The organism is Streptomyces tanashiensis (genome assembly GCF_014648895.1).
GTDB lineage: Bacteria > Actinomycetota > Actinomycetes > Streptomycetales > Streptomycetaceae > Streptomyces > Streptomyces tanashiensis.
The window spans coordinates 83,098-101,687 of sequence record NZ_BMRZ01000017.1; the positions used below are offsets into that span (position 1 = coordinate 83,098).

The 18,590-nt window shown below is 73.2% G+C and carries 17 protein-coding genes; 8 read left to right on the top strand and 9 right to left on the bottom strand.

The window, feature by feature from the left end; translation table 11 throughout:
- Nucleotides 1-125: 125 nt before the first annotated feature.
- The gene (locus IE237_RS33295; protein ID WP_189805890.1) at nucleotides 126-941 is read left to right on the top strand and encodes a pentapeptide repeat-containing protein; all 816 of its coding nucleotides are present in this window, start codon (nucleotides 126-128) and stop codon (nucleotides 939-941) included.
- Nucleotides 942-953: 12 nt separating this feature from the next.
- Here IE237_RS33295 and IE237_RS33300 read toward each other — a convergent pair whose 3' ends face one another.
- A complete protein-coding gene (locus IE237_RS33300; protein ID WP_189805891.1) occupies nucleotides 954-1,958 on the bottom strand; it encodes a zinc-dependent alcohol dehydrogenase family protein in 1,005 nt (334 codons plus the stop codon).
- 149 nt (nucleotides 1,959-2,107) lie between these two features.
- On the opposite strand from IE237_RS33300, the gene IE237_RS33305 reads away from it, so the two are divergent.
- Entirely contained in the window at nucleotides 2,108-2,461 is a 354-nt protein-coding gene (locus tag IE237_RS33305) for an ArsR/SmtB family transcription factor (RefSeq protein ID WP_189805892.1), read from the top strand.
- A gap of 20 nt (nucleotides 2,462-2,481) precedes the next feature.
- Here the strand turns inward: IE237_RS33305 and IE237_RS33310 are convergent, their stop codons facing one another.
- Nucleotides 2,482-3,258, bottom strand: coding sequence for a GNAT family N-acetyltransferase (locus IE237_RS33310; RefSeq protein WP_189805893.1), 777 nt, complete (start codon nucleotides 3,256-3,258; stop codon nucleotides 2,482-2,484).
- A gap of 190 nt (nucleotides 3,259-3,448) precedes the next feature.
- Between IE237_RS33310 and paaK the strand changes: the two genes are divergently transcribed.
- Nucleotides 3,449-4,735 (top strand): phenylacetate--CoA ligase PaaK, encoded by a 1,287-nt coding sequence (gene paaK, locus IE237_RS33315; protein WP_189805894.1) that lies wholly within the window; start codon nucleotides 3,449-3,451, stop codon nucleotides 4,733-4,735.
- A gap of 23 nt (nucleotides 4,736-4,758) precedes the next feature.
- Nucleotides 4,759-5,139 carry a VOC family protein gene (locus IE237_RS33320; RefSeq protein WP_189805895.1) on the top strand — a complete coding sequence of 127 codons (381 nt, stop codon included), beginning with the start codon at nucleotides 4,759-4,761 and terminating at the stop codon, nucleotides 5,137-5,139.
- 36 nt (nucleotides 5,140-5,175) lie between these two features.
- On the opposite strand, the gene IE237_RS33325 is transcribed toward IE237_RS33320, so the two are convergent.
- The gene (locus IE237_RS33325) at nucleotides 5,176-6,684 is read right to left on the bottom strand and encodes a fatty acyl-CoA synthetase (protein ID WP_189805896.1); all 1,509 of its coding nucleotides are present in this window, start codon (nucleotides 6,682-6,684) and stop codon (nucleotides 5,176-5,178) included.
- Nucleotides 6,685-6,840: 156 nt separating this feature from the next.
- Here IE237_RS33325 and IE237_RS33330 point away from each other — a divergent pair, with 156 nt between their 5' ends.
- On the top strand, nucleotides 6,841-9,288 hold the full coding sequence (locus IE237_RS33330; protein WP_189805897.1) for a penicillin acylase family protein: 2,448 nt from the start codon (nucleotides 6,841-6,843) through the stop codon (nucleotides 9,286-9,288).
- A gap of 71 nt (nucleotides 9,289-9,359) precedes the next feature.
- On the opposite strand, the gene IE237_RS33335 is transcribed toward IE237_RS33330, so the two are convergent.
- Nucleotides 9,360-10,457: a calcium:cation antiporter gene (locus IE237_RS33335; protein WP_189805898.1), complete on the bottom strand. Its 1,098-nt coding sequence runs from the start codon at nucleotides 10,455-10,457 to the stop codon at nucleotides 9,360-9,362.
- A 40-nt stretch (nucleotides 10,458-10,497) separates the two neighbouring features.
- On the bottom strand, nucleotides 10,498-10,902 hold the full coding sequence (locus tag IE237_RS33340; RefSeq protein WP_189805977.1) for a MarR family winged helix-turn-helix transcriptional regulator: 405 nt from the start codon (nucleotides 10,900-10,902) through the stop codon (nucleotides 10,498-10,500).
- A 153-nt stretch (nucleotides 10,903-11,055) separates the two neighbouring features.
- Here IE237_RS33340 and IE237_RS33345 point away from each other — a divergent pair, with 153 nt between their 5' ends.
- A complete protein-coding gene (locus IE237_RS33345) occupies nucleotides 11,056-11,895 on the top strand; it encodes a nitroreductase/quinone reductase family protein (RefSeq protein WP_189805899.1) in 840 nt (279 codons plus the stop codon).
- Here the strand turns inward: IE237_RS33345 and IE237_RS33350 are convergent, their stop codons facing one another.
- Complete coding sequence (locus tag IE237_RS33350) at nucleotides 11,896-13,473, bottom strand: acyl-CoA synthetase (RefSeq protein ID WP_189805900.1); 1,578 nt, start codon at nucleotides 13,471-13,473, stop codon at nucleotides 11,896-11,898.
- Nucleotides 13,470-14,582 (bottom strand): NAD(P)H-dependent flavin oxidoreductase, encoded by a 1,113-nt coding sequence (locus IE237_RS33355; RefSeq protein WP_189805901.1) that lies wholly within the window; start codon nucleotides 14,580-14,582, stop codon nucleotides 13,470-13,472. The genes IE237_RS33350 and IE237_RS33355 overlap by 4 nt, the downstream gene beginning before the upstream one ends.
- Nucleotides 14,583-14,699: 117 nt before the next feature.
- Between IE237_RS33355 and IE237_RS33360 the strand changes: the two genes are divergently transcribed.
- Nucleotides 14,700-16,496 (top strand): serine hydrolase domain-containing protein, encoded by a 1,797-nt coding sequence (locus IE237_RS33360; protein ID WP_189805902.1) that lies wholly within the window; start codon nucleotides 14,700-14,702, stop codon nucleotides 16,494-16,496.
- Nucleotides 16,497-16,604: 108 nt separating this feature from the next.
- Complete coding sequence (locus tag IE237_RS33365) at nucleotides 16,605-16,748, top strand: hypothetical protein (RefSeq protein WP_189805903.1); 144 nt, start codon at nucleotides 16,605-16,607, stop codon at nucleotides 16,746-16,748.
- Nucleotides 16,749-16,772: 24 nt separating this feature from the next.
- On the opposite strand, the gene IE237_RS33370 is transcribed toward IE237_RS33365, so the two are convergent.
- Together IE237_RS33370 and IE237_RS33375 are read right to left on the bottom strand one after the other, a co-directional pair.
- On the bottom strand, nucleotides 16,773-17,549 hold the full coding sequence (locus IE237_RS33370; RefSeq protein ID WP_189805979.1) for an alpha/beta fold hydrolase: 777 nt from the start codon (nucleotides 17,547-17,549) through the stop codon (nucleotides 16,773-16,775).
- An 80-nt stretch (nucleotides 17,550-17,629) separates the two neighbouring features.
- On the bottom strand, nucleotides 17,630-18,538 hold the full coding sequence (locus tag IE237_RS33375; RefSeq protein WP_189805904.1) for a LysR family transcriptional regulator: 909 nt from the start codon (nucleotides 18,536-18,538) through the stop codon (nucleotides 17,630-17,632).
- Nucleotides 18,539-18,590: the final 52 nt, after the last annotated feature.

Genomic DNA, 18,590 nt, shown 5'->3' on the forward strand with positions numbered 1-18,590 from the left:
CGATCCTCACGGGACCCGGTGGATCATGCAATGGGGTTTCGCCGTGAGCGCCGTGCCGAGAGCCGCAGGCCGGGGGCGCGATACGGTGGAGGACCGTCCCCGAACCGCGAAGGAACCGTTCCACCGTGCCCGACACCCGGGATTCCGCACTCCGCGGCGACTGCGCGAACTGCTTCGGCCTGTGCTGCGTGGCGCTGCCGTTCGCGAAGTCGGCCGATTTCGCCGTGAACAAGCCGTCGGGCGAGCCCTGCCGGAACCTCCAGGAGGACTTCCGCTGCGGGATCCACACCCGGCTGCGGCCGAGCGGTTTCCAGGGCTGCACGGTGTACGACTGCTTCGGCGCCGGTCAGCGGGTCTCCCAGGTGACCTTCGGCGGCGTGTCCTGGCGCGAGGCTCCGGAGACGGCCCGGCAGATGTACGAGGTGTTCCCGGTGGTGCGCCAGCTGCACGAGCTGCTGCGCTACCTCACGGAGGCCCTGGCGCTGCGGACGGCCCGCCCCGTCCACGCCGGTCTGCGGGCCGCGCTGGACCGGGTCGAGGAGCTCGCCGCGGGCACGCCGGACGCCCTGGAGAAGCTGGACGTCGCCGCGGTGCGCGCCGAGGTCAATCCGCTGCTCCTCAGGACGAGCGAGCTGGTCCGCGCCACGGCCGGCGGCCGGTCGAAGAGCCGGCGCGGCGCCGACCTGATCGGCAAGCGGCTGCGCGGGGCGAAGCTGCGGGGCACGGACCTGCGCGGGGCTCTGCTCATCGCCGCGGACCTGACGGGGGCGGACCTGTCGCTCGCGGACCTGATCGGTGCCGACCTGCGGGACGCCGACCTGTCGGACGCGGACCTCACGGGAGCCCTCTTCCTGACGCAGCCCCAGCTGAACTCGGCCCGCGGGAACGCGGCGACCCGTCTCCCGGAGGGCTTCGACCGCCCGACGCACTGGACGGCCTGACACCCCGGGACGTCAGTGGGGCACGGTCACGACGATCTTGCCCACCTGGTGGCCGGCCTCCATGGCCCGGTGCGCCGCCACGATCTCGTCGAGCGTGAAGATGCGGTCGACGGCCGGTTCGAGGGACCCGGTGCGCAGCCCGGACTCGACGAAGGCGCGGGCCCGGCGCAGCCGCTCCGGGTCCCTGGTCGTCTCCGGCATCGTGTAGGTCCGGAGGGAGACGGCGGGCATTCCGAGGTCGAAGCCGGGGTACGGGGTCGGCAGCCCGCTCACGGCTCCGTAGAGCAGCACGGTGCCGCCGGGGGCGACGGCCCTGACGAGGTCGGTGACGCCGGGTCCCGCGACACCGTCGAAGGCGAGGTCGGCGCCGCGTCCGCCCGTGAGCTCCCGCACCCGCTCGGCGACGTCCTCCTCCTCGGTGACGATGACCTCGGCGGCCCCCGCCTCGAGCAGGGCGTCCTTCTTGGCCCGGGTGCGGGTGGTGGCGAGGGGCGTGGCGCCGATCCGGTGGGCGGTCCTGATGGCGGCCAGGCCGACGCTGCTGGAGGCCCCGGTCAGGACGACGGTGTCCCCGGCGCGCATCCCGCCGACCTCGACGAGGCCGCCGTACGCCGTGACGTACGGCATCCACACGGCGGCACCCTCGACGGGGCCGAGTCCCTCGGGGCGGGGCACGAGCGAGGACGCCGGGACGATCGCGCGCTCGGCGTAGACGCCGTGGTCGTTCATGGAGAAGGAGGGCACGACGCTGACCGCCTGCCCGGCCGCGAATCCGCTCACCCCGTCCCCCACGGCCTCGACGACGCCCGCCGCCTCCAGGCCGATCCGGGCGGGAAAGCGCCGGACGGGCTCGATGTAGTGGCCGCCGCGGAAGAGCGCCTCGGCGCGGTTGAGGCCGATCGCCTCCACGCGCAGGAGGACGTCGCCGGGGCCCGGCTCGCCGACCTCCACGTCTTCGAGGCGGAGCACCTCCGGACCGCCGTACTCGTGGAACAGCACCGTCCTGGCCTTGCTCATCGGGCTTCCCCTCCCCGTTCGGTGACGGCGGCGCGCGGACCGCTCCGCCGCCGGACCCCAGCCAAGCGCAAGGTTCGACCACTGTCAAACTTCGATGGTCGTGAAACTTCGACGGCTGTCGTACGATGCTCCCGGAGGTCGACACGACGATGACAGCAGCGGCACGCACCGGCCGGCGGGACCGCGTCCCGCCCCACCCGGACATGAGCGAGATCGGCCTGCAGCAGGTCCTGGAGGCCCTGGTCGACCCGGTCAGGCGCCGGATCGTCGCCGAGCTGTACGCGGCGGGCGAGGACCTGGCCTGCGGCACCATCGACCTGCCGGTCAGCAAGTCCACGGCCACCCACCACTTCCACGTGCTGCGCGAGGCCGGCCTCATCCGCCAGCACTACGCCGGCACCTCCCGCATGAACGCCCTGCGCCGCGAGGAGTTCGACGCCCGCTTCCCGGGCCTCCTGCGGGCCGTGGTGGACGCACACGGCGGCGACGGCGCCGCCGAGTAGCGCCGCGGACGCCCACCGGACTAGACCTCGTACACGTACGGCGTCGTGGTCGTCAGCGGCAGGAAGCCGAGGCGCAGGAGGATCGGGCGGCTGGTGTCCGCCGCGTCGACCTGGACGTAGCGGTGGCCCCGGGCCGCGGCGATGCGGGCGCGGTGGGCGACCAGGGCGCGGTAGAGGCCGCGACCGCGCCAGCCCTCGACGGTGCCGCCGCCCCAGAGGCCGGCGAAGTCCGTGCCGGGGTACAGCTCCAGTCGGGCAGCGCTGACGGGCTCGTCGTCGGCGAGCGCGACGACCGCGGTGACCGTGTCGGGGTCGGCCGCGAGGCGGTCCAGGAGCTGGCGGCCGATGTGGGAGCTGTCGGTGCCGAAGGCGCGGTCGTGGACCTCGACCACCTGGCGGACCCCCGCCTCGTCGGTGACCGCGCGGAGCTCGACGCCCTCGGGGAGCGGGACCTCCCCGGGGAGGTCGGCCGCCTCGGCGGCCATCAGGGTCTCGGGGTCCTCGGGGGTGAAGCCCGCCGCGCGGAGCCGCTCGCCGAGATCGGCGGGGGTGTCGTGCGCGTACAGCTTCCACTCGAAGGAGACGCCGGCGGCGCGGTAGTGGTCGACCTGTGCGGCGATGGCGGCGTCGGCGGCGGGCTCGTCGAGTCCGGACCAGAGGACGCCGTTCCACGCGTGGGCGGGGCCGGTCTGCCGGACGACGGATCCGACGCGCTCGACGCGGCAGCCGGGCCCGTCGGGGCGGGCCTCGCGGCGCAGCTGGAGGTCGTAGAGGTCGCGCAGGTGCTGGGGTTCCATGGCCGCCACTCCAGCACCGATGCGCGGTCCCGGGCAAAGGGATTTGCCCGGCCGGCGGTCGGGCGCGCGGACGGACCTCGAAAAGTTCGTCCACCCCCTTGCCAAGCCCCGGGTACCTCCGGTTTTACTGACCCGGAACGGATCGACCGAATGATCGGTAGTCCGTTTTACGACGGCGGAGGAGTGGCGCATGACGGAACTGCTGGACAGCGGCGAACGGCTCGGGCGCGAGGAGCTGGCGGCCCTCCAGCTGGAGCGGCTGCGCGCGACCCTGCGCCACGCGTACGAGAACGTGGACTTCTACCGGCGCTCCTTCGACGCCGCCGGACTGACCCCGGACGACTGCCGTACGCTCGCGGACCTGTCCCGCTTCCCGTTCACCGCCAAGTCGGACCTGCGCGACCACTACCCCTTCGGCATGTTCGCCGTCGACCCGTCGCGGATCCGGCGGATCCACGCCTCCAGCGGCACCACCGGCCGCCCGACCGTCGTCGGCTACACCGAGGCCGACCTGGACATGTGGGCCGACGTGGTGGCCCGCTCCCTGCGCGCCGCCGGGGCGCGCCCCGGCCACAAGGTCCATGTGGCCTACGGATACGGTCTGTTCACCGGAGGACTGGGCGCCCACTACGGCGCGGAGCGCCTGGGGTGCACGGTGATCCCGGCCTCCGGCGGCATGACGGCCCGGCAGGTCCAGCTCATCCAGGACTTCCGGCCCGAGATCATCATGGTCACCCCCTCGTACATGCTGACCCTGCTCGACGAGTTCGAACGGCAGGGCGTGGACCCGCGGTCCACCTCGCTGAAGGTGGGCGTCTTCGGCGCCGAGCCGTGGACGGAGGAGATGCGCAAGGAGATCGAGGAGCGGTTCGCGATCGACGCCGTCGACATCTACGGCCTCTCGGAGGTCATCGGCCCCGGCGTGGCCCAGGAGTGCGTGGAGACCAAGGACGGCCTGCACATCTGGGAGGACCACTTCTACCCGGAGGTCGTGGACCCGTTCACCGGCGAGGTGCTGCCCGACGGGGAGGAGGGCGAGCTGGTCTTCACCTCGCTCACCAAGGAGGCCATGCCGGTGATCCGCTACCGGACCCGCGACCTCACCCGGCTCCTTCCCGGGACCGCGCGGGTGTTCCGCCGGATGGAGAAGGTCACCGGCCGCAGCGACGACATGATCATCCTGCGCGGGGTGAACCTCTTCCCCACCCAGATCGAGGAGATCGTGCTCCGCACCCCGGGCGTCGCCCCGCACTTCCAGCTGCGGCTGACCCGGGAGGGCCGGCTCGACGCCCTGACCGTGCGGGCCGAGGCCCGTCCGGACGCGACGCCGGAGGAGCGCGCGGAGGCGGCCCGGGCGGTCGCGGCCGCGGTGAAGGACGGGGTCGGCGTCTCGGTGGACGTGGAGGTGGTCGACCCGGAGACGCTGGAGCGCTCGGTGGGCAAGATCAAGCGGATCGTGGACCTCCGGGGCGCGTAGCCTGGAGGGAGGAGGTGGTTGCGATGCTGTCGGACTCCCCCATAGCCGCGATCATTCCGGTCAATGACATGGACCGGGCCAAGCGCTTCTACTCGGAGACCCTCGGTCTGCCTCTCACCCGGGAGTCGGCCGAGGACACCCGGTACGAGTGCGGTGGAACGACGATCGGCCTCTACGAGACGCCCTACGGCGGCCAGGCCGGCCACACGCTGGCCAGCTGGAAGGTCGACGACCTCGACGGCGAGATGAAGGAGCTGCGCTCCAAGGGTGTCACCTTCGAGGAGTACGACCTGCCGGGCATCAAGACGGTCGACGGCGTGGCCGAGTCGGACACCATGCGGGGTGCCTGGTTCAAGGACAGCGAGGGCAACATTCTCTGCGTCGTGGAGGAGCGCAAGGGCTGACGCACCCGCGCCGGGGGCACGGGGCGTCCCGCCGTGTCATGAGGCGCCGAAGCGGTCCCTCAGGTCCCTCTTGAGGATCTTTCCGCTGGCGTTGCGGGGAAGGGCGTCCACGAGGAAGACGCGCTTCGGTGCCTTGAAGTGGGCGAGGTTCTCGCGGGCGTGGTCGAGGAGTTCGGCCTCGGTGACCTCCCCGCGCGGGACCACGACGGCCGTGACCGCCTCGATCCAGCGCTCGTCGGGGAGGCCGATGACGGCCACCTCGGCGACCCCCGGGTGGGTGTAGAGCGCGTCCTCGACCTGACGCGAGGCGACGAGCACGCCACCGGAGTTGATGACGTCCTTCACCCGGTCGACGATCGTGAGATAGCCCTCGGCGTCACGGACCGCGAGGTCCCCCGAGTGGAACCAGCCGCCCCGGAAGGCCTCCTTCGTCTCGTCGGGCTTGCGCCAGTAGCCGTCGCACAGCTGCGGGGAGCGGTAGACGATCTCGCCGGGAGTGCCGTCGGGGACGTCCTCGCCGTCCTCGCCGACGACGCGGGCCTCGACGTGGCGCACGGGACGGCCGCAGGAGTCCATCCGCCCCTCGTGCTCGTCGGGGCCGAGGACGGTGGCGAGCGGGCCGATCTCCGACTGGCCGAAGCAGTTGTAGAAGGCGAGCTCCGGGAGCCGGGCGCGCAGCCGTTCCAGGACCGGCACGGGCATGATCGAGGCCCCGTAGTAGGCCTTGCGCAGGGCGGAGAGATCGCGGTCGGCGAACCCCGGGTGGTTGGCGAGAGCGATCCAGACGGTCGGCGGGGCGAAGACGCTGTCGGCGCGGCCCGCCTCGATCAGGTCGAACAGGACGGCCGGGTCGGGTCCGTCGACGAGGGTGTTCTCCGCGCCGACGGCGAGGTAGGGCAGCAGGAAGACGTGCATCTGCGCCGAGTGGTAGAGCGGCAGCGCGTGCACGGGCCGGTCGTCCTCGCGCAGGTCGAGCGCCTCGATCGCGCTCGCGTACTCGTGGACGAGCGCGTGGTGGGTCATCATCGCGCCCTTGGGCAGTGCGGTGGTGCCCGAGGTGTAGAGCAGCTGGACGTACTCGCGGGCGTCGCGGTCGGTGTCGTACGTGTCCGGCTCGGCGAGCGCGTCGAGGAGTGAACCGGGGGCGTCCCGCAGCGCCTTGACCGGGAAGCCGTCCGGGACGCGGTCCGCGAGGGCGGGGTCGGCGAGCACCAGCGAGGCGTCCGACTGCTCCAGGATGTACGTGAGGTCGTCGCCGGTCAGGTGGTGGTTCACCGGCACGTGGATCAGGCCGGCCCGGGAGCAGGCGAGGAACGCGATGAGATAGGCGTCCGAGTTGTGGCCGTAGGTCGCGACCCGGGCGGCGTCGGGCAGGCCGAGGCCGTGGCGCGGCTCCCGCAGCACGGCGGCGGCGGTGGAGACGGCGGCGTCCAGCTCCGCGTACGTCCAGGTCCGGTCGGCGTACCGGAGGGCGATCCGGTCGGGCACGCGCTGGGCGCTCATGCGCAGGACACCGTCGACGGCGCGGCTGAGGAGTCGATCCATGCGGTGATCCTCGGCGCGGGGAGGGCGGAAGGTCAAGTACCGCGCGGCGCGGCGTACATGCCCGGACCTCGGATACCGAACGGGATGTTGACAAGGGGGCGTGCAACTGCGTGCATGGTCCAACCCGCAGTGCTCATCAGCCCGTTGGGAGGCATCTTGCACCTCCGTACCCGTCTGAAACACCTGGCGCTCACCGGCGCGGCCCTCGCCGTCGTCACGGCCTCGCTGCCCGGCGCGGCGGCCGCCGACTCCGGGGACCGGGGCCGCCATCCCTCCGACCGGGGTCTGTCGGCCGTCATCCGCTACACCGAGTACGGCATCCCGCACATCGTGGCCAAGGACTACGCGAACCTCGGCTTCGGCACGGGCTGGGCCCAGGCCGCCGACCAGGTCTGTGTGCTCGCCGACGGCTTCCTGACCGTGAACGGCGAACGCTCCCGGTACTTCGGCCCGGACGCCGCCCCCGACGGCTCGCTCTCCTCCGCCACGACGAACCTCTCCAGCGACCTGTACTTCCGCGGCGTCAAGGACGCCGGCACCGTCGAGGACCTGCTCGGCACGCCGGCACCGGCCGGGCCGAGCCGCGACCTCAAGGAGCTGATGCGCGGCTGGGCGGCCGGGTACAACGCCTGGCTGCGGAAGAACCGCGTCACCGATCCGGCCTGCGCGAACGCCGACTGGGTCCGTCCGGTGACCGCCCTCGACGTGGCCCGGCGCGGCTTCGCCGTCTCGGTGCTCGGCGGACAGGGCAGGGCCGTGGACGGCATCACCGCCGCCCGGCCGCCGGCCTCTCCCCCCTCGGCCGCGCGCCCGGCCGCCGGCTCGGGGGCCACCGCCCGGAAGGCCGACGGACCGTCGGTGCCCGGCCCGGAGGCGCCCGACCCGGACCGTACGGCCGAGGCCGCACGGGAACTGTTCGCTCCCGAGAACGCCACCATGGGTTCCAACGCCGTCGCGTTCTCCGGGGCCACGACCGCGAACGGGCGCGGACTGCTCCTGGGGAACCCGCACTACCCCTGGCAGGGCGGCCGCCGGTTCTGGCATTCGCAGCAGACCATCCCGGGCGAGCTGAACGTCTCCGGCGCCTCGCTCCTCGGCACGACCGTCGTCAGCATCGGCTTCAACGACAAGGTCGCCTGGAGCCACACCGTCGCCACCGGGGTGCCGCTCAACCTGCACCAGCTGACGCTCGCGCCCGGCGACCCGACCTCGTACCTCGTGGACGGCAGGCCGGAGCGGATGACCCCGCGCGAGGTCACCGTGGCCGTCAAGGGCGGCGCCCCCGTCACCCGTACCCAGTGGTGGACCCGGTACGGACCCGTCGTCGGCGGCCTCGGCGCACAGCTGCCGCTGCCCTGGACCGCGACCACGGCGTACGCGCTGAACGACCCCAACGCCGCCAACCTGCGCGGCTCCGACACCGCGCTCGGCTTCGGCAGGGCCCGGTCCGCACGGGACATCGCCGACACCCTGAGGCGCACGCAGGGGCTGCCCTGGGTGAACACGATCGCGGCGGACTCGGCGGGCCACTCGCTCTTCACCCAGTCCCAGGTGCTCCCCCGGATCACCGACGAGCTCGCGGCGCGCTGCTCCACCCCGCTCGGCCGGGCCACCTACCCGGCCTCGGGCGTCGCCGTGCTCGACGGTTCACGGTCGGACTGCGCGCTGGGATCCGACCCCGACGCGGTGCAGCCGGGCGTCTTCGGCCCGGCGCGGATGCCGGTCCTGCGGGACACCCCGTACGTGGAGAACTCCAACGACAGCGCCTGGCTGGCCAACGCCGACCGGCCGCTGACCGGCTACGAGCGGATCTTCGGCACGGTCGCGACCCCGCGCTCGCTGCGCACCCGGGGCGGGATCGAGGACGTGTCGGCGATGGCGGACCGGGGCCGGCTCACGGTGGCCGACCTCCAGCGCCAGCAGTTCGCGAACCGGGCGCCGGCCGGTGACATGGCGGCGGCCGACGCGGCGAAGGCCTGCGCGTCGGTGCTGCCGGAGGACCCGGAGGTCTGCCGGGTGATCGGGGCCTGGGACCGGACGGTGAACACCGACAGCCGGGGCGCGCTGCTCTTCGACCGGTTCTGGCGGAAGTTCACCGGCACGGTGAAACCGGCCGACCAGTGGAAGGTGCCGTTCTCGGCGGCCGACCCGGTCCGCACCCCGCACACCCTGAACACGGAGGCGCCCGGCTTCGCGCAGGCCCTCGTGGACGCGGCGGCGGAGCTGCGGGCGGCGGGCATCGCGCTGGACGCGCCGCTCGGCGCCCACCAGTTCGTCGTACGGAACGGGGAGCGGATCCCGGTGAGCGGCGGGACCGAGTCGCTGGGCGTCTGGAACAAGGCCGAGCCCGTGTGGAACGCGGCGGGCGGCGGCTATGTGGAGGTGGCGCACGGGACCAGCCATGTGCAGGCCGTGGGCTGGGACGGCAGCCGCTGCCCCGTGGCCCGCACCCTGCTCTCGTACTCCCAGTCGTCGAACCCGGCGTCGCCGCACTACAGCGACCAGACCCGGCTGTACGCGGGCGAGCGCTGGGTGACCTCCCGGTTCTGCGAGAAGGACATCCTGCGCTCGCCCGGCCTGCGGGTGGTGGTCGTCAGGGGCTGAGCGGGTCCGTCAGGGGCTGACCTGGTCCGTCACGGGCTGAACCGGTCCGTCACGGGCGCTGAACCGGTCCGTCACGGGCTGAACGACAGGAACACGAAGGCGGCGAAGATCGAGAGATGGACGCCGCCCTGGAGGAGGGTGGCCCGTCCGGGCACCACGGTCAGGGCGCTCACCACACCGGTGAGGGCGAGCAGGACCATGTGGAGCGGTCCCAGACCGAGCACCAGGGGCCCGGACAGCCAGATCGAGGCGAGCGCGATCGCCGGAATCGTCAGGCCGATGCTGGCGATCGCGGAGCCGTAGGCGAGGTTGAGGCTGGTCTGCATGCGGTCCCTGCGGGCCGCGCGGACGGCGGCGAGGGTCTCGGGCAGCAGCACCATCAGGGCGATGACGACACCGACGACCGCCTTGGGCAGGCCCGCCGACTCGACGCCGTCCTCGATGGTGGGCGAGATCAGCTTGGCGTTGCCGACGACGGCGACGAGGGCGAGGACGAGGAGGCCGAGGCTGGTCCAGGCATCGCGCCGGGACGGCGGGTCGGCATGGTCGTCCTCCGTCTCCTGCCCGGGACGCTCCACGGGCAGGAAGTAGTCCCGGTGCCGGAAGGTCTGGACGCCGACGAACACCGCGTACAGGCAGAGGGAGGAGACGGCGGCGAAGGCGAGCTGGGCGGAGGAGAACTCGGGGCCCGGGTGGCTCGTGGTGAAGGTCGGCAGGACCAGGGTCATCGTCGCCAGGGTGCAGACGGTGGCGAGCGCGCCGCCGGAGCCCTCGGCGTTGAAGACCGCGACCCGGTTGCGGAGGGCGGCGACGAGGAGGGACAGGCCGACGATGCCGTTGCAGGTGATCATGACGGCGGCGAAGACCGTGTCGCGGGCGTAGGTCGAGGTCTTCTCGCCGCCTCCCGCCATCAGGGTGACGATGAGTCCGACCTCGATGACGGTGACGGCCACGGCGAGGACGAGCGAGCCGAAGGGTTCGCCGACGCGGTGGGCGATGACCTCGGCGTGGTGGACCGCCGCGAGGACGGCGGTCATGAGGCAGAGGGCGATGAGCCCGACGGCGAAGCCCGGGAGGTCGCGCCCCCAGGCCGCGACAAGCACAAGCGCGGCCACCACCGGCCCCCAGGTGGTCCACTGCCGTGTCACTGACGCCGTGCTCGAACTCATGATCCGCATCCTGCCACAAGGGGGCTTTCGCCCGTTTCGTTCAGTCGTCGTGGTCGGCGAGACCGCGCTCGTACGCGGCGAGGGTCTCGACGAACATCTGCCGTTCGGCCGGGCCGAGCGGCGCGAGGGCCGCGCGCCAGGCGCCGGCACTGCGACCCAGCCAGCCGTCGATGGCGGGGCGGTGCGCCTCGGCGATGGAGACGATCTTGCGCCGCCGGTCGGCGGGATCCTCGGCCCGCTCCAGGACCCCCTTCTTCGCGAGGTCGCCGACCATCAGGCTCACCGTGGTCGGGGCGACCTCCAGCCGGGCCGCCAGCTCGTTGACCCCGAGCGGCCCGTCGAAGAGCAGATAGGCGAGCAGGGAGAGGTGGCGCGGCGCGAGGGTGAGGGACTGCAACTCCTCGGGGATCCTGATGCGCTTGACCCGCCCGACCATCCGGGGCATGAGCAGCAGCAGCGTCCGGACGGCGTCGTCCACGTCCGGCCCGTCGGCGCGCCCGTCGCCGTTGTCCGCGATTGACACCCTGCACCCTCCGATTTAGCTTTGCTTTCAAAGCAAATAGATCTGTCGTGATCGATGCTACCGAAGGGCACCGTCATGTCCGATTTCAACCAGCAGGTCATCGAGGAGTTCCGCGCCAACGGCGGCCGCGTGGGCGGGATGTTCGAAGGCGCCTCCTTACTCCTCCTCACCACGACCGGCGCCCGCAGCGGACGCCCCCACACCAACCCGGTCGTGTTCGTCCGCGACGGAGCCCGGCTCCTCGTCTTCGCGTCGAACGCCGGCGGACCGAAGCACCCGGCCTGGTTCCACAACCTCCGCGCCGACCCCCACCTGACCGTCGAGCTCGGCACCGCCGAGGGGACCGTCGAACGCTTCGCGGCGCGGGCGGTCGTGACCGAGGGCGGGGAGCGGGACCGGCTGTACGCCGAGCAGTCCGCCCGGGATCCCGCGTTCGCCGCCTACCAGGCCGGCACGGACCGGATCATCCCCGTCGTCGCGCTGCACCGCGTGGACCTCACGGACCCCGCGCGGCACCGGGCGATCGCCGCCCACCTCGTGAAGGTCCACGACGAGCTCCGCGCCGAACTCGCCGCGCTCCGCGAGGGCCTGGACTCTCCCGCGCCCACACTCGGGCGGCAGCTCGCCCGCCACTGCCTCACCTTCTGCGGCGCGCTCCACGCCCACCACCACAACGAGGACAGCGTCTTCGACCTCCTGGAGGGGCAGTTCCCGGACCTCGCCGACTCCCTGGACCGGATGCGTCGGGAGCACCGCGTCGTCGCCCGGACGGTCGACGAACTGGAGGCCCTCCTCGCCTCCGGCGCCGCCCCGGAGACCCTGCGCCCCGAGGTCGACCGCCTGGCGGCGCGCCTGGAGGAGCACTTCGCGTACGAGGAGTCCCAGCTGCTCCCGGCCCTGGCACCGGAAGGCTGATCAGGCGCGCCGAGGCGGCGGGCCGCCCTGGAGCGGGCGCTCGTGGCCCTCCCAGTACGGGTCGCGGAGGCGGCGCTTGTACAGCTTGCCGTTGGGGTCGCGGGGCATGGCCGGGACGAAGTCGACCGACTTCGGGCGCTTGAAGCCGGCGAGGCGGTCCCCGCAGTGGGCCAGGATCTCGGCGGCGAGCGCGGGCCCCGGCTCGTACCCCTCCGCCGCCTCGACGACCGCCTTGACCTCCTCGCCCCAGTCCGCGTGCGGAATGCCGAAGGCGGCGGCGTCCGCGACGGCGGGGTGGGCGAGCAGCGCCGCCTCGATCTCGGCGGGATAGATGTTGACCCCGCCGGAGATGATCATGTCGATCTTGCGGTCACGGAGGAAGAGATAGCCGTCCTCGTCGAGGACCCCGAGGTCGCCGACGGTGAAGAAGTCGCCGATGCGGTTCTTCGCGGTCTTCGCCTCGTCCCTGTGGTACTGGAAGCCGCCGGTGTTCATCTTGAGGTAGACGGTGCCGAGTTCACCCGGCGGCAGGCGCTTCCCGTCGTCGTCGAAGACGGCGAGCTCGCTGATGGGCCAGGCCCTGCCGACCGTCCCGGGCCGCTTGAGCCACTCCTCGGCGGTGGCGAAGGCTCCGCCGCCCTCGCTGGCCGCGTAGTACTCCTCCACGCAGCGGCCCCACCAGTCGATCATCGCCCGCTTGACGTGCTCGGGGCAGGGCGCGGCGCCGTGGATGGCGTGGCGCATGGAGGAGACGTCGTACCGCTCCCGCACCTCCGCAGGGAGGGCCAGCAGGCGGTGGAACTGGGTGGGGACCATGTGCGTGTGGGTGCAGGAGTGGCGGTCGATCAGCCGCAGCATCTCCTCGGGCGTCCACCGGTCCATGAGGACGAGCGGGTGCCCGATGTGCAGGGCCGCGGCCGCGAACTGGAGCACCGCCGTGTGGTAGAGCGGCGAGCAGACGAGGTGGACGTTGCCCTCGGCGGGCCGGATGCCGAAGATGCCGAGGAAGCCGCCGAGATGGGTCTCCTCGGGGAGTTTCCCGGGGAGCGGGCGGCGGATGCCCCGGGGCCGGCCGGTGGTCCCGGAGGTGTAGTTCATGACCCAGCCGAGGGTGCGGTCGGCCGGGGCCGAGCCGTCCTGTCCGTCGAGGAGTTCGGCGTACGGGCGGAAGCCGGGGATCGTGCCGACGGCGTACCGGTGGGTGGGCGCGAGTCCGGCCTCGTCGGCGGCGGCGGTCACGGCCTCCGCGAACCGTTCGTGGGCGACGAGGACCTTGGCGCCGGAGTCGGCGACGATCCAGGCGATCTCGGGGCCGACGAAGTGGTGGTTGACCGGGACGAGGTAGAACCCGGCCTGGGTGGCGGCGAGATGGGCGGTGAAGAATTCGGGGCCGTTGGGCAGGACGACGGCGAACGCGTCGCCGCGTTCGAGTCCGGCGGCGCGCAGCCCGTGGACGAGACGGTTGGCCTCGGCGTGCAGCCGGCCGGCGCTCCACTCCTCGCCGTCGGGTGCGACGAGGACCGTGCGTCCGGGGTCGGCGGCGGCCTGGGCCCAGAATCCGGTGGGACCTTGCGTCACTGGGTGCTCCGTCCGGCGATGCGGTTGATGCGGTCGACGGCCTTCTCGAAGCCGCGGGTGAGCTCGTCGACGACCTGCCGGACGCTCCGCTCGGAGTTCATCCGGCCGACGATCTGTCCGACGGGGGTGCCGAGGAGCGGCTCGACCTCGTACCGCTGGATACGGGAGACGGCCTCGGCGACCAGGAGTCCCTGGAGCGGCATGGGCAGCGGGCCCGGTCCCGCCGGGTCGTCCCAGGCGTCGGTCCACTCGGTACGGAGCTGGCGGGCGGGCTTGCCGGTCAGGGCGCGGGAGCGGACCGTGTCCCCGGAGCCCGCGGCGAGGAGCTTGGCGGTGAGGGCGCGGGAGTGCAGCTCGGCCTCGGTGGTGGTGAGCCAGATCGAGCCGAGCCAGACGCCCTGGGCGCCGAGGGCGAGTCCGGCGGCGATCTGCTCGCCGCTGCCGATGCCGCCCGCGGCGAGCACGGGCAGCGGGGAGACGGCGTCGACGACCTCGGGGGTGAGGACCATGGAGGCGATCTCGCCGGTGTGGCCGCCCGCCTCGTATCCCTGGGCGACGACGATGTCGATGCCGGCGTCGGCGTGGTGGCGGGCGTGGCGGGCGCTGCCCGCGAGGGCGGCGACGAGGACGCCGTGGTCGTGGGCGCGGGCGACGACGTCGGGCGGAGGTGAGCCGAGGGCGTTGGCGAGGAGTTTGATCGGGTAGTCGAAGGCCACGTCGAGCTGGCTCCGGGCGACCTGCTCCATCCAGCCGGTGATCCGCCAGCCGGAGGCCTCGCCCTCGGCCAGTTCGGGGACGCCGTGCTTGGCGAGGGTGGCGCGGACGAACGCCCGGTGCTCCTCGGGGATCATGGCCTCGATCTCGGCCTCGGTGACCCCTTCGACCGCCTTCTTCGCGGGCATCACGACGTCCAGCCCGTAGGGCAGGCCGTCGGTGTGCTCCTGCATCCAGTCGAGGTCGCGGGCGAGGTCGTCGGGCGCGGTGTAGCGGACCGCGCCGAGGACGCCGAACCCGCCGGCTCTGGTGAGTGCGGCGGCCACCGCGGGGAAGGGCGTGAAGCCGAAGATGGCGTGCTCGATCCCCAGTGTGCGACTCAGCTCCGTCTCCATGGGCGGCAGGATGCCGCAGCGGCGCGGCGGAGGGAAGACTTTTTCTGATGCATCGTCAGATTCTTTGCGGGCGGCACGTCGGCGTTTCACCGCCGCTCCCGGTGGGAGAGGGTGGGCATGACGGAGCAAGCGAAACGAGACGGAAGGCCGAGCCGCCGCGCGTTCGGCGGCGGCGTACTGGCCCTCGGAGGTGCGCTGATGATCGGTGCGGTGCCGGGGGCGGCGGCCTCCCCGGAAGGCGGGGCGGGGTTCGCCGGCCGCGCGGACCGGGAGTCGGCGGCGGCTCGGCGGACCACGCTGCGGCGCGGTTCGGCGGAGCGCGCCGGGCTGCTCGCGCCGCACCTGGACGGGCTCGTCGCGGAGGCCGAGCGCTTCCTCGCCCCCTCCCCCACCCACCCCTGGTACGCGGGCGCCGTCCTGCTCGCCGGGCGCGGCGGGACCGTCGCCCTGCACCGGGCGATCGGCTCGGCCGTGCGGTACGCGGCGTACGACGAGAAGACCGACAGCGGGGTCGAGCTGCCGCCGGAGCGGCAGCTCCCCATGACCGAGGACACCGTCTTCGACCTGGCCTCGGTCTCCAAGCTGTTCACCTCGATCCTGGCGGTGCAGCAGATCGAGCGCGGGGCGCTGGAGCTGGAGGCGAAGGTCACCGCGTACCTGCCGGAGTTCGGCGGCGGCGGGAAGCAGGACGTCACGGTACGGCAGCTGCTCACCCACACCTCGGGGTTCCGGTCGTGGATCCCGCTCTACCGGGAGCCGACGCGGGAGGGGAAGCTGCGGCTGCTGTGGGCCGAGACCCTGCCGAACGCGCCGGGGACCGCGTACCTCTACTCCGACCTGAACCTGATCTCGCTGCAGCTGATCCTGGAGGAGATCACCGGTCACACTCTGGACACCCTGCTCCACGACGAGATCACCGCTCCGCTCGGGATGCACCGCACGCGCTTCAACCCGCCGCCGTCCTGGCGGCCGGAGATCGCCGCCACCGAGGACGCCCGGCCGCCCTGGTCCGGCCTCGACCGCGGCATGGTCCACGGCGAGGTCCACGACGAGAACGCCTACGCGCTCGGCGGCGTCGCGGGCCACGCCGGGATCTTCTCCCGCGCCTGGGACCTCGCGGTCCTCGCCCGCACCCTGCTCAACGGCGGCGCGTACGGCCGGGCCCGCATCCTGGCCCCCGAGTCGGTGGAGCTGATGTTCACCGACTTCAACACCGCGTTCCCCGGCGACGAGCACGGGCTCGGCTTCGAGCTCTACCAGCACTGGTACATGGGCGCCCTGGCCACCCCGCGCACGGCCGGACACACCGGCTTCACCGGCACCAGCCTCGTCCTCGACCCGACGACCGACGCGTTCCTGATCGTGCTCGGCAACTCCGTCCACCCGGTGCGGTCCTGGCGGTCCGGCTCGGCGCCCCGGGTCGCCGCGGCGAACCACCTGGCCCGCGCCGTCCCCGTCCGCCCGGCGCGGGGCCGCACCTCATGGTTCTCCGGCATGGCGAGCGCCACGACGGCCACCCTGACGCTCCCTCAGGTGCCGGGCGCCGCACGCCTGGAGTGCGCCCTGTGGTGGGACACCGAGCCCGGCGCCGATCCGGTCGCCCTGGAGGCCTCGGCCGATGGCGGCACGACCTGGCGGCCGATGCCCTTCACCACCGACGGCCGCGCCGGGCATCCGACGGGCACGGTCGGCGGCTGGTCCGGCCGCGTCTGGCACGCCGTGTCCGCTCCGCTGCCCGGGGCGAACGCCCTCCTGCGCTGGCGGTACACCACGGACCAGCGGTACGTCGGACGGGGCGTGTACGTGGACGGGCTGCGGCTTCTCGACGGCACCGGGCGGCCGGTGTTCGACGAGGCGCGGCCGGCCGACGGGGCGCGGATCGAGGCCAACGGCTGGACGAGGTCCGCCGATTGAGCGAGCTGACGAACCGTCGGGGGCGGCTCGGGGCGGAACCTCACCCCGGCAGGCGAGTTCAACATCCACATCGGTGCCCGGCCCGACTTCCCCAACCAGCCGGCCGGGGTGACCCAGCTCTACCGCGGCGGCCTGGACGACGCGCGGCTCTTCGACACCGCCCTCACCACCGACGAGGCAGCCGCTGTGAAGGCCGGATCTCGACGTGGCGACGACGAACGAGAAGCTCCGCGTTTCTCCACCATCTGGTAGACGGGCGACGCCCCCGCCGGCGGATCACACCGCCTCGGCGTACAGCTCCTCGATCAGCCGGGCGACGCGCTCCGGCTCCCGCAGCGTCGGGTAGTGGTCGGAGGCGGCCAGCCTGACGAGGCGGCAGCCGGGGATCCGTTCGGCCATCTCCTCGTTGCAGCGCACCACCTCCGGCCGGTCCTGCTCGCCCAGGGCGAGCAGGGTCGGCGCGGAGACCTCCCCGAGCCGGTCGAAGGCGGGCGGGCCGATGAGCTGGTGGCCGATGTTGCCGAACCAGGCGGGGAGCACGGCCCGGAGGAACTCCGCCGCGACCGGGTCGGACTCGGGCGTCCCGCCGCCGGCCTGCCCCCAGGCGGCGAGGCCGAGCCGGACGATGCCGTCCGTGTCACCGGCCTTGGCCAGGGGTTCGAGGCGCTCGAAGAACTCGCCCGCGTCCAGCCCCTCGTAACCCGACACCCCGGGGACGAACAGGGCGAGTCCCGCCACCCGCTCGGGCGCCTCCAGGGCGTAGTCGACCGAGGTGGCCCCGCCCATGCTGGAACCCACCAGGACCGCCCGCTCGATCCCGAAGCGGTCGAGGACCTCGGCCAGATCGTGGACCGGGGAGTACGGGGCGGTGGGCGCGGGTGAACGTCCGTAGCCGCGCACGTCGTAGCGGATCACACGGCGCCGCGCGCGGAACGCCGACAGGACCGGGTCCCACACCCTGGAGTCTCCGACGCCGGGATGGAGCAGGACCAGCGGCAGGCCCTCCCCTCCCGAGTCGTCCGCCCAGACTTCGCCGTCCTTGACAGAGATCATGGTGTCCACGGGCCCAGTCTGGTGGGAGGTCCGGGAGCTCCGCCAGTACGCCTCCGGTGTTTCGGCCGACCGGACGCGCGTCAGGCGCCGTTCTCGGACGCCGCGCGAAGGGCGGTCAGGACGGGGCTGATGAGGGGGTGGTCCTCCGCGCCCCGCCGGACGGCGGCGAAGACCCTGCGGGTCGGGGCGACGCCCTCGATCGGGCGGACCTCCACGCCGGTGAGCTCCATCCCGCGCAGGGCCGAACGCGGCACCAGCGCCACGCCGGCGGAGGCCGCCGCGAGGGCGACGACGGCGCGGAAGTCGTCGGACGAGTGCTCCGGGTTCAGGGTGAATCCGGCGTACTCGCAGGCCAGGACGGTCACGTCATGGCAGGGGTTCCCCGCGGACTGGCCGATCCAGGCGTCCTTCGCGAGGTCGCCGAGGGCAACCCGCTCGCCGGCGGCCAGCGGGTGGCCGGGCGGCAGCACCGCGTCGAAGGGCTCCGCGTAGAGCGGGACCCGGGTGAGCCGGGCGTCGTCCTCGCCGGGGGCGCCCCGGTACTCGACCGCGACGGCCACGTCGACCTGCCGGTCCAGGACCATGAGCAGGCTCTCGTCGCCCTCCGCGTCCCGGACCCGGACCCGGATGCCGGGCGCGGTGCGGGCGAGGGCCGTGATGGCAGGGGCCACCACGAGCCCGATGCCGGTGGCGAACGCGGCCACCGTGACCGTGCCGGCGTCCCCGGATCCGTAGGCGGCGAGCTCGGCCTCGGCGCGCTCCAGCTGGGCGAGCACGGCGTTGGCGTGGCTGAGCAGGATCTCCCCGGCCGGGGTGAGGCGCGCGCCGCGCGCGCTGCGGTCCACGAGCCGGTGCCCGGTCTCCTGCTCCAGGGCGGCGAGCTGCTGGGAGACGGCGGAGGGGGTGAGATAGAGCGCGGCGGCCGCCGCCGTGACCGTGCGGTGGTCGGCCACCGCACGGAGGATGTGCAACCGCCGCGCTTCGATCATGCACCCAGTGTCTCAGCCTTCGGACACCGGACCTGTACGGGCCCGGTCCGCC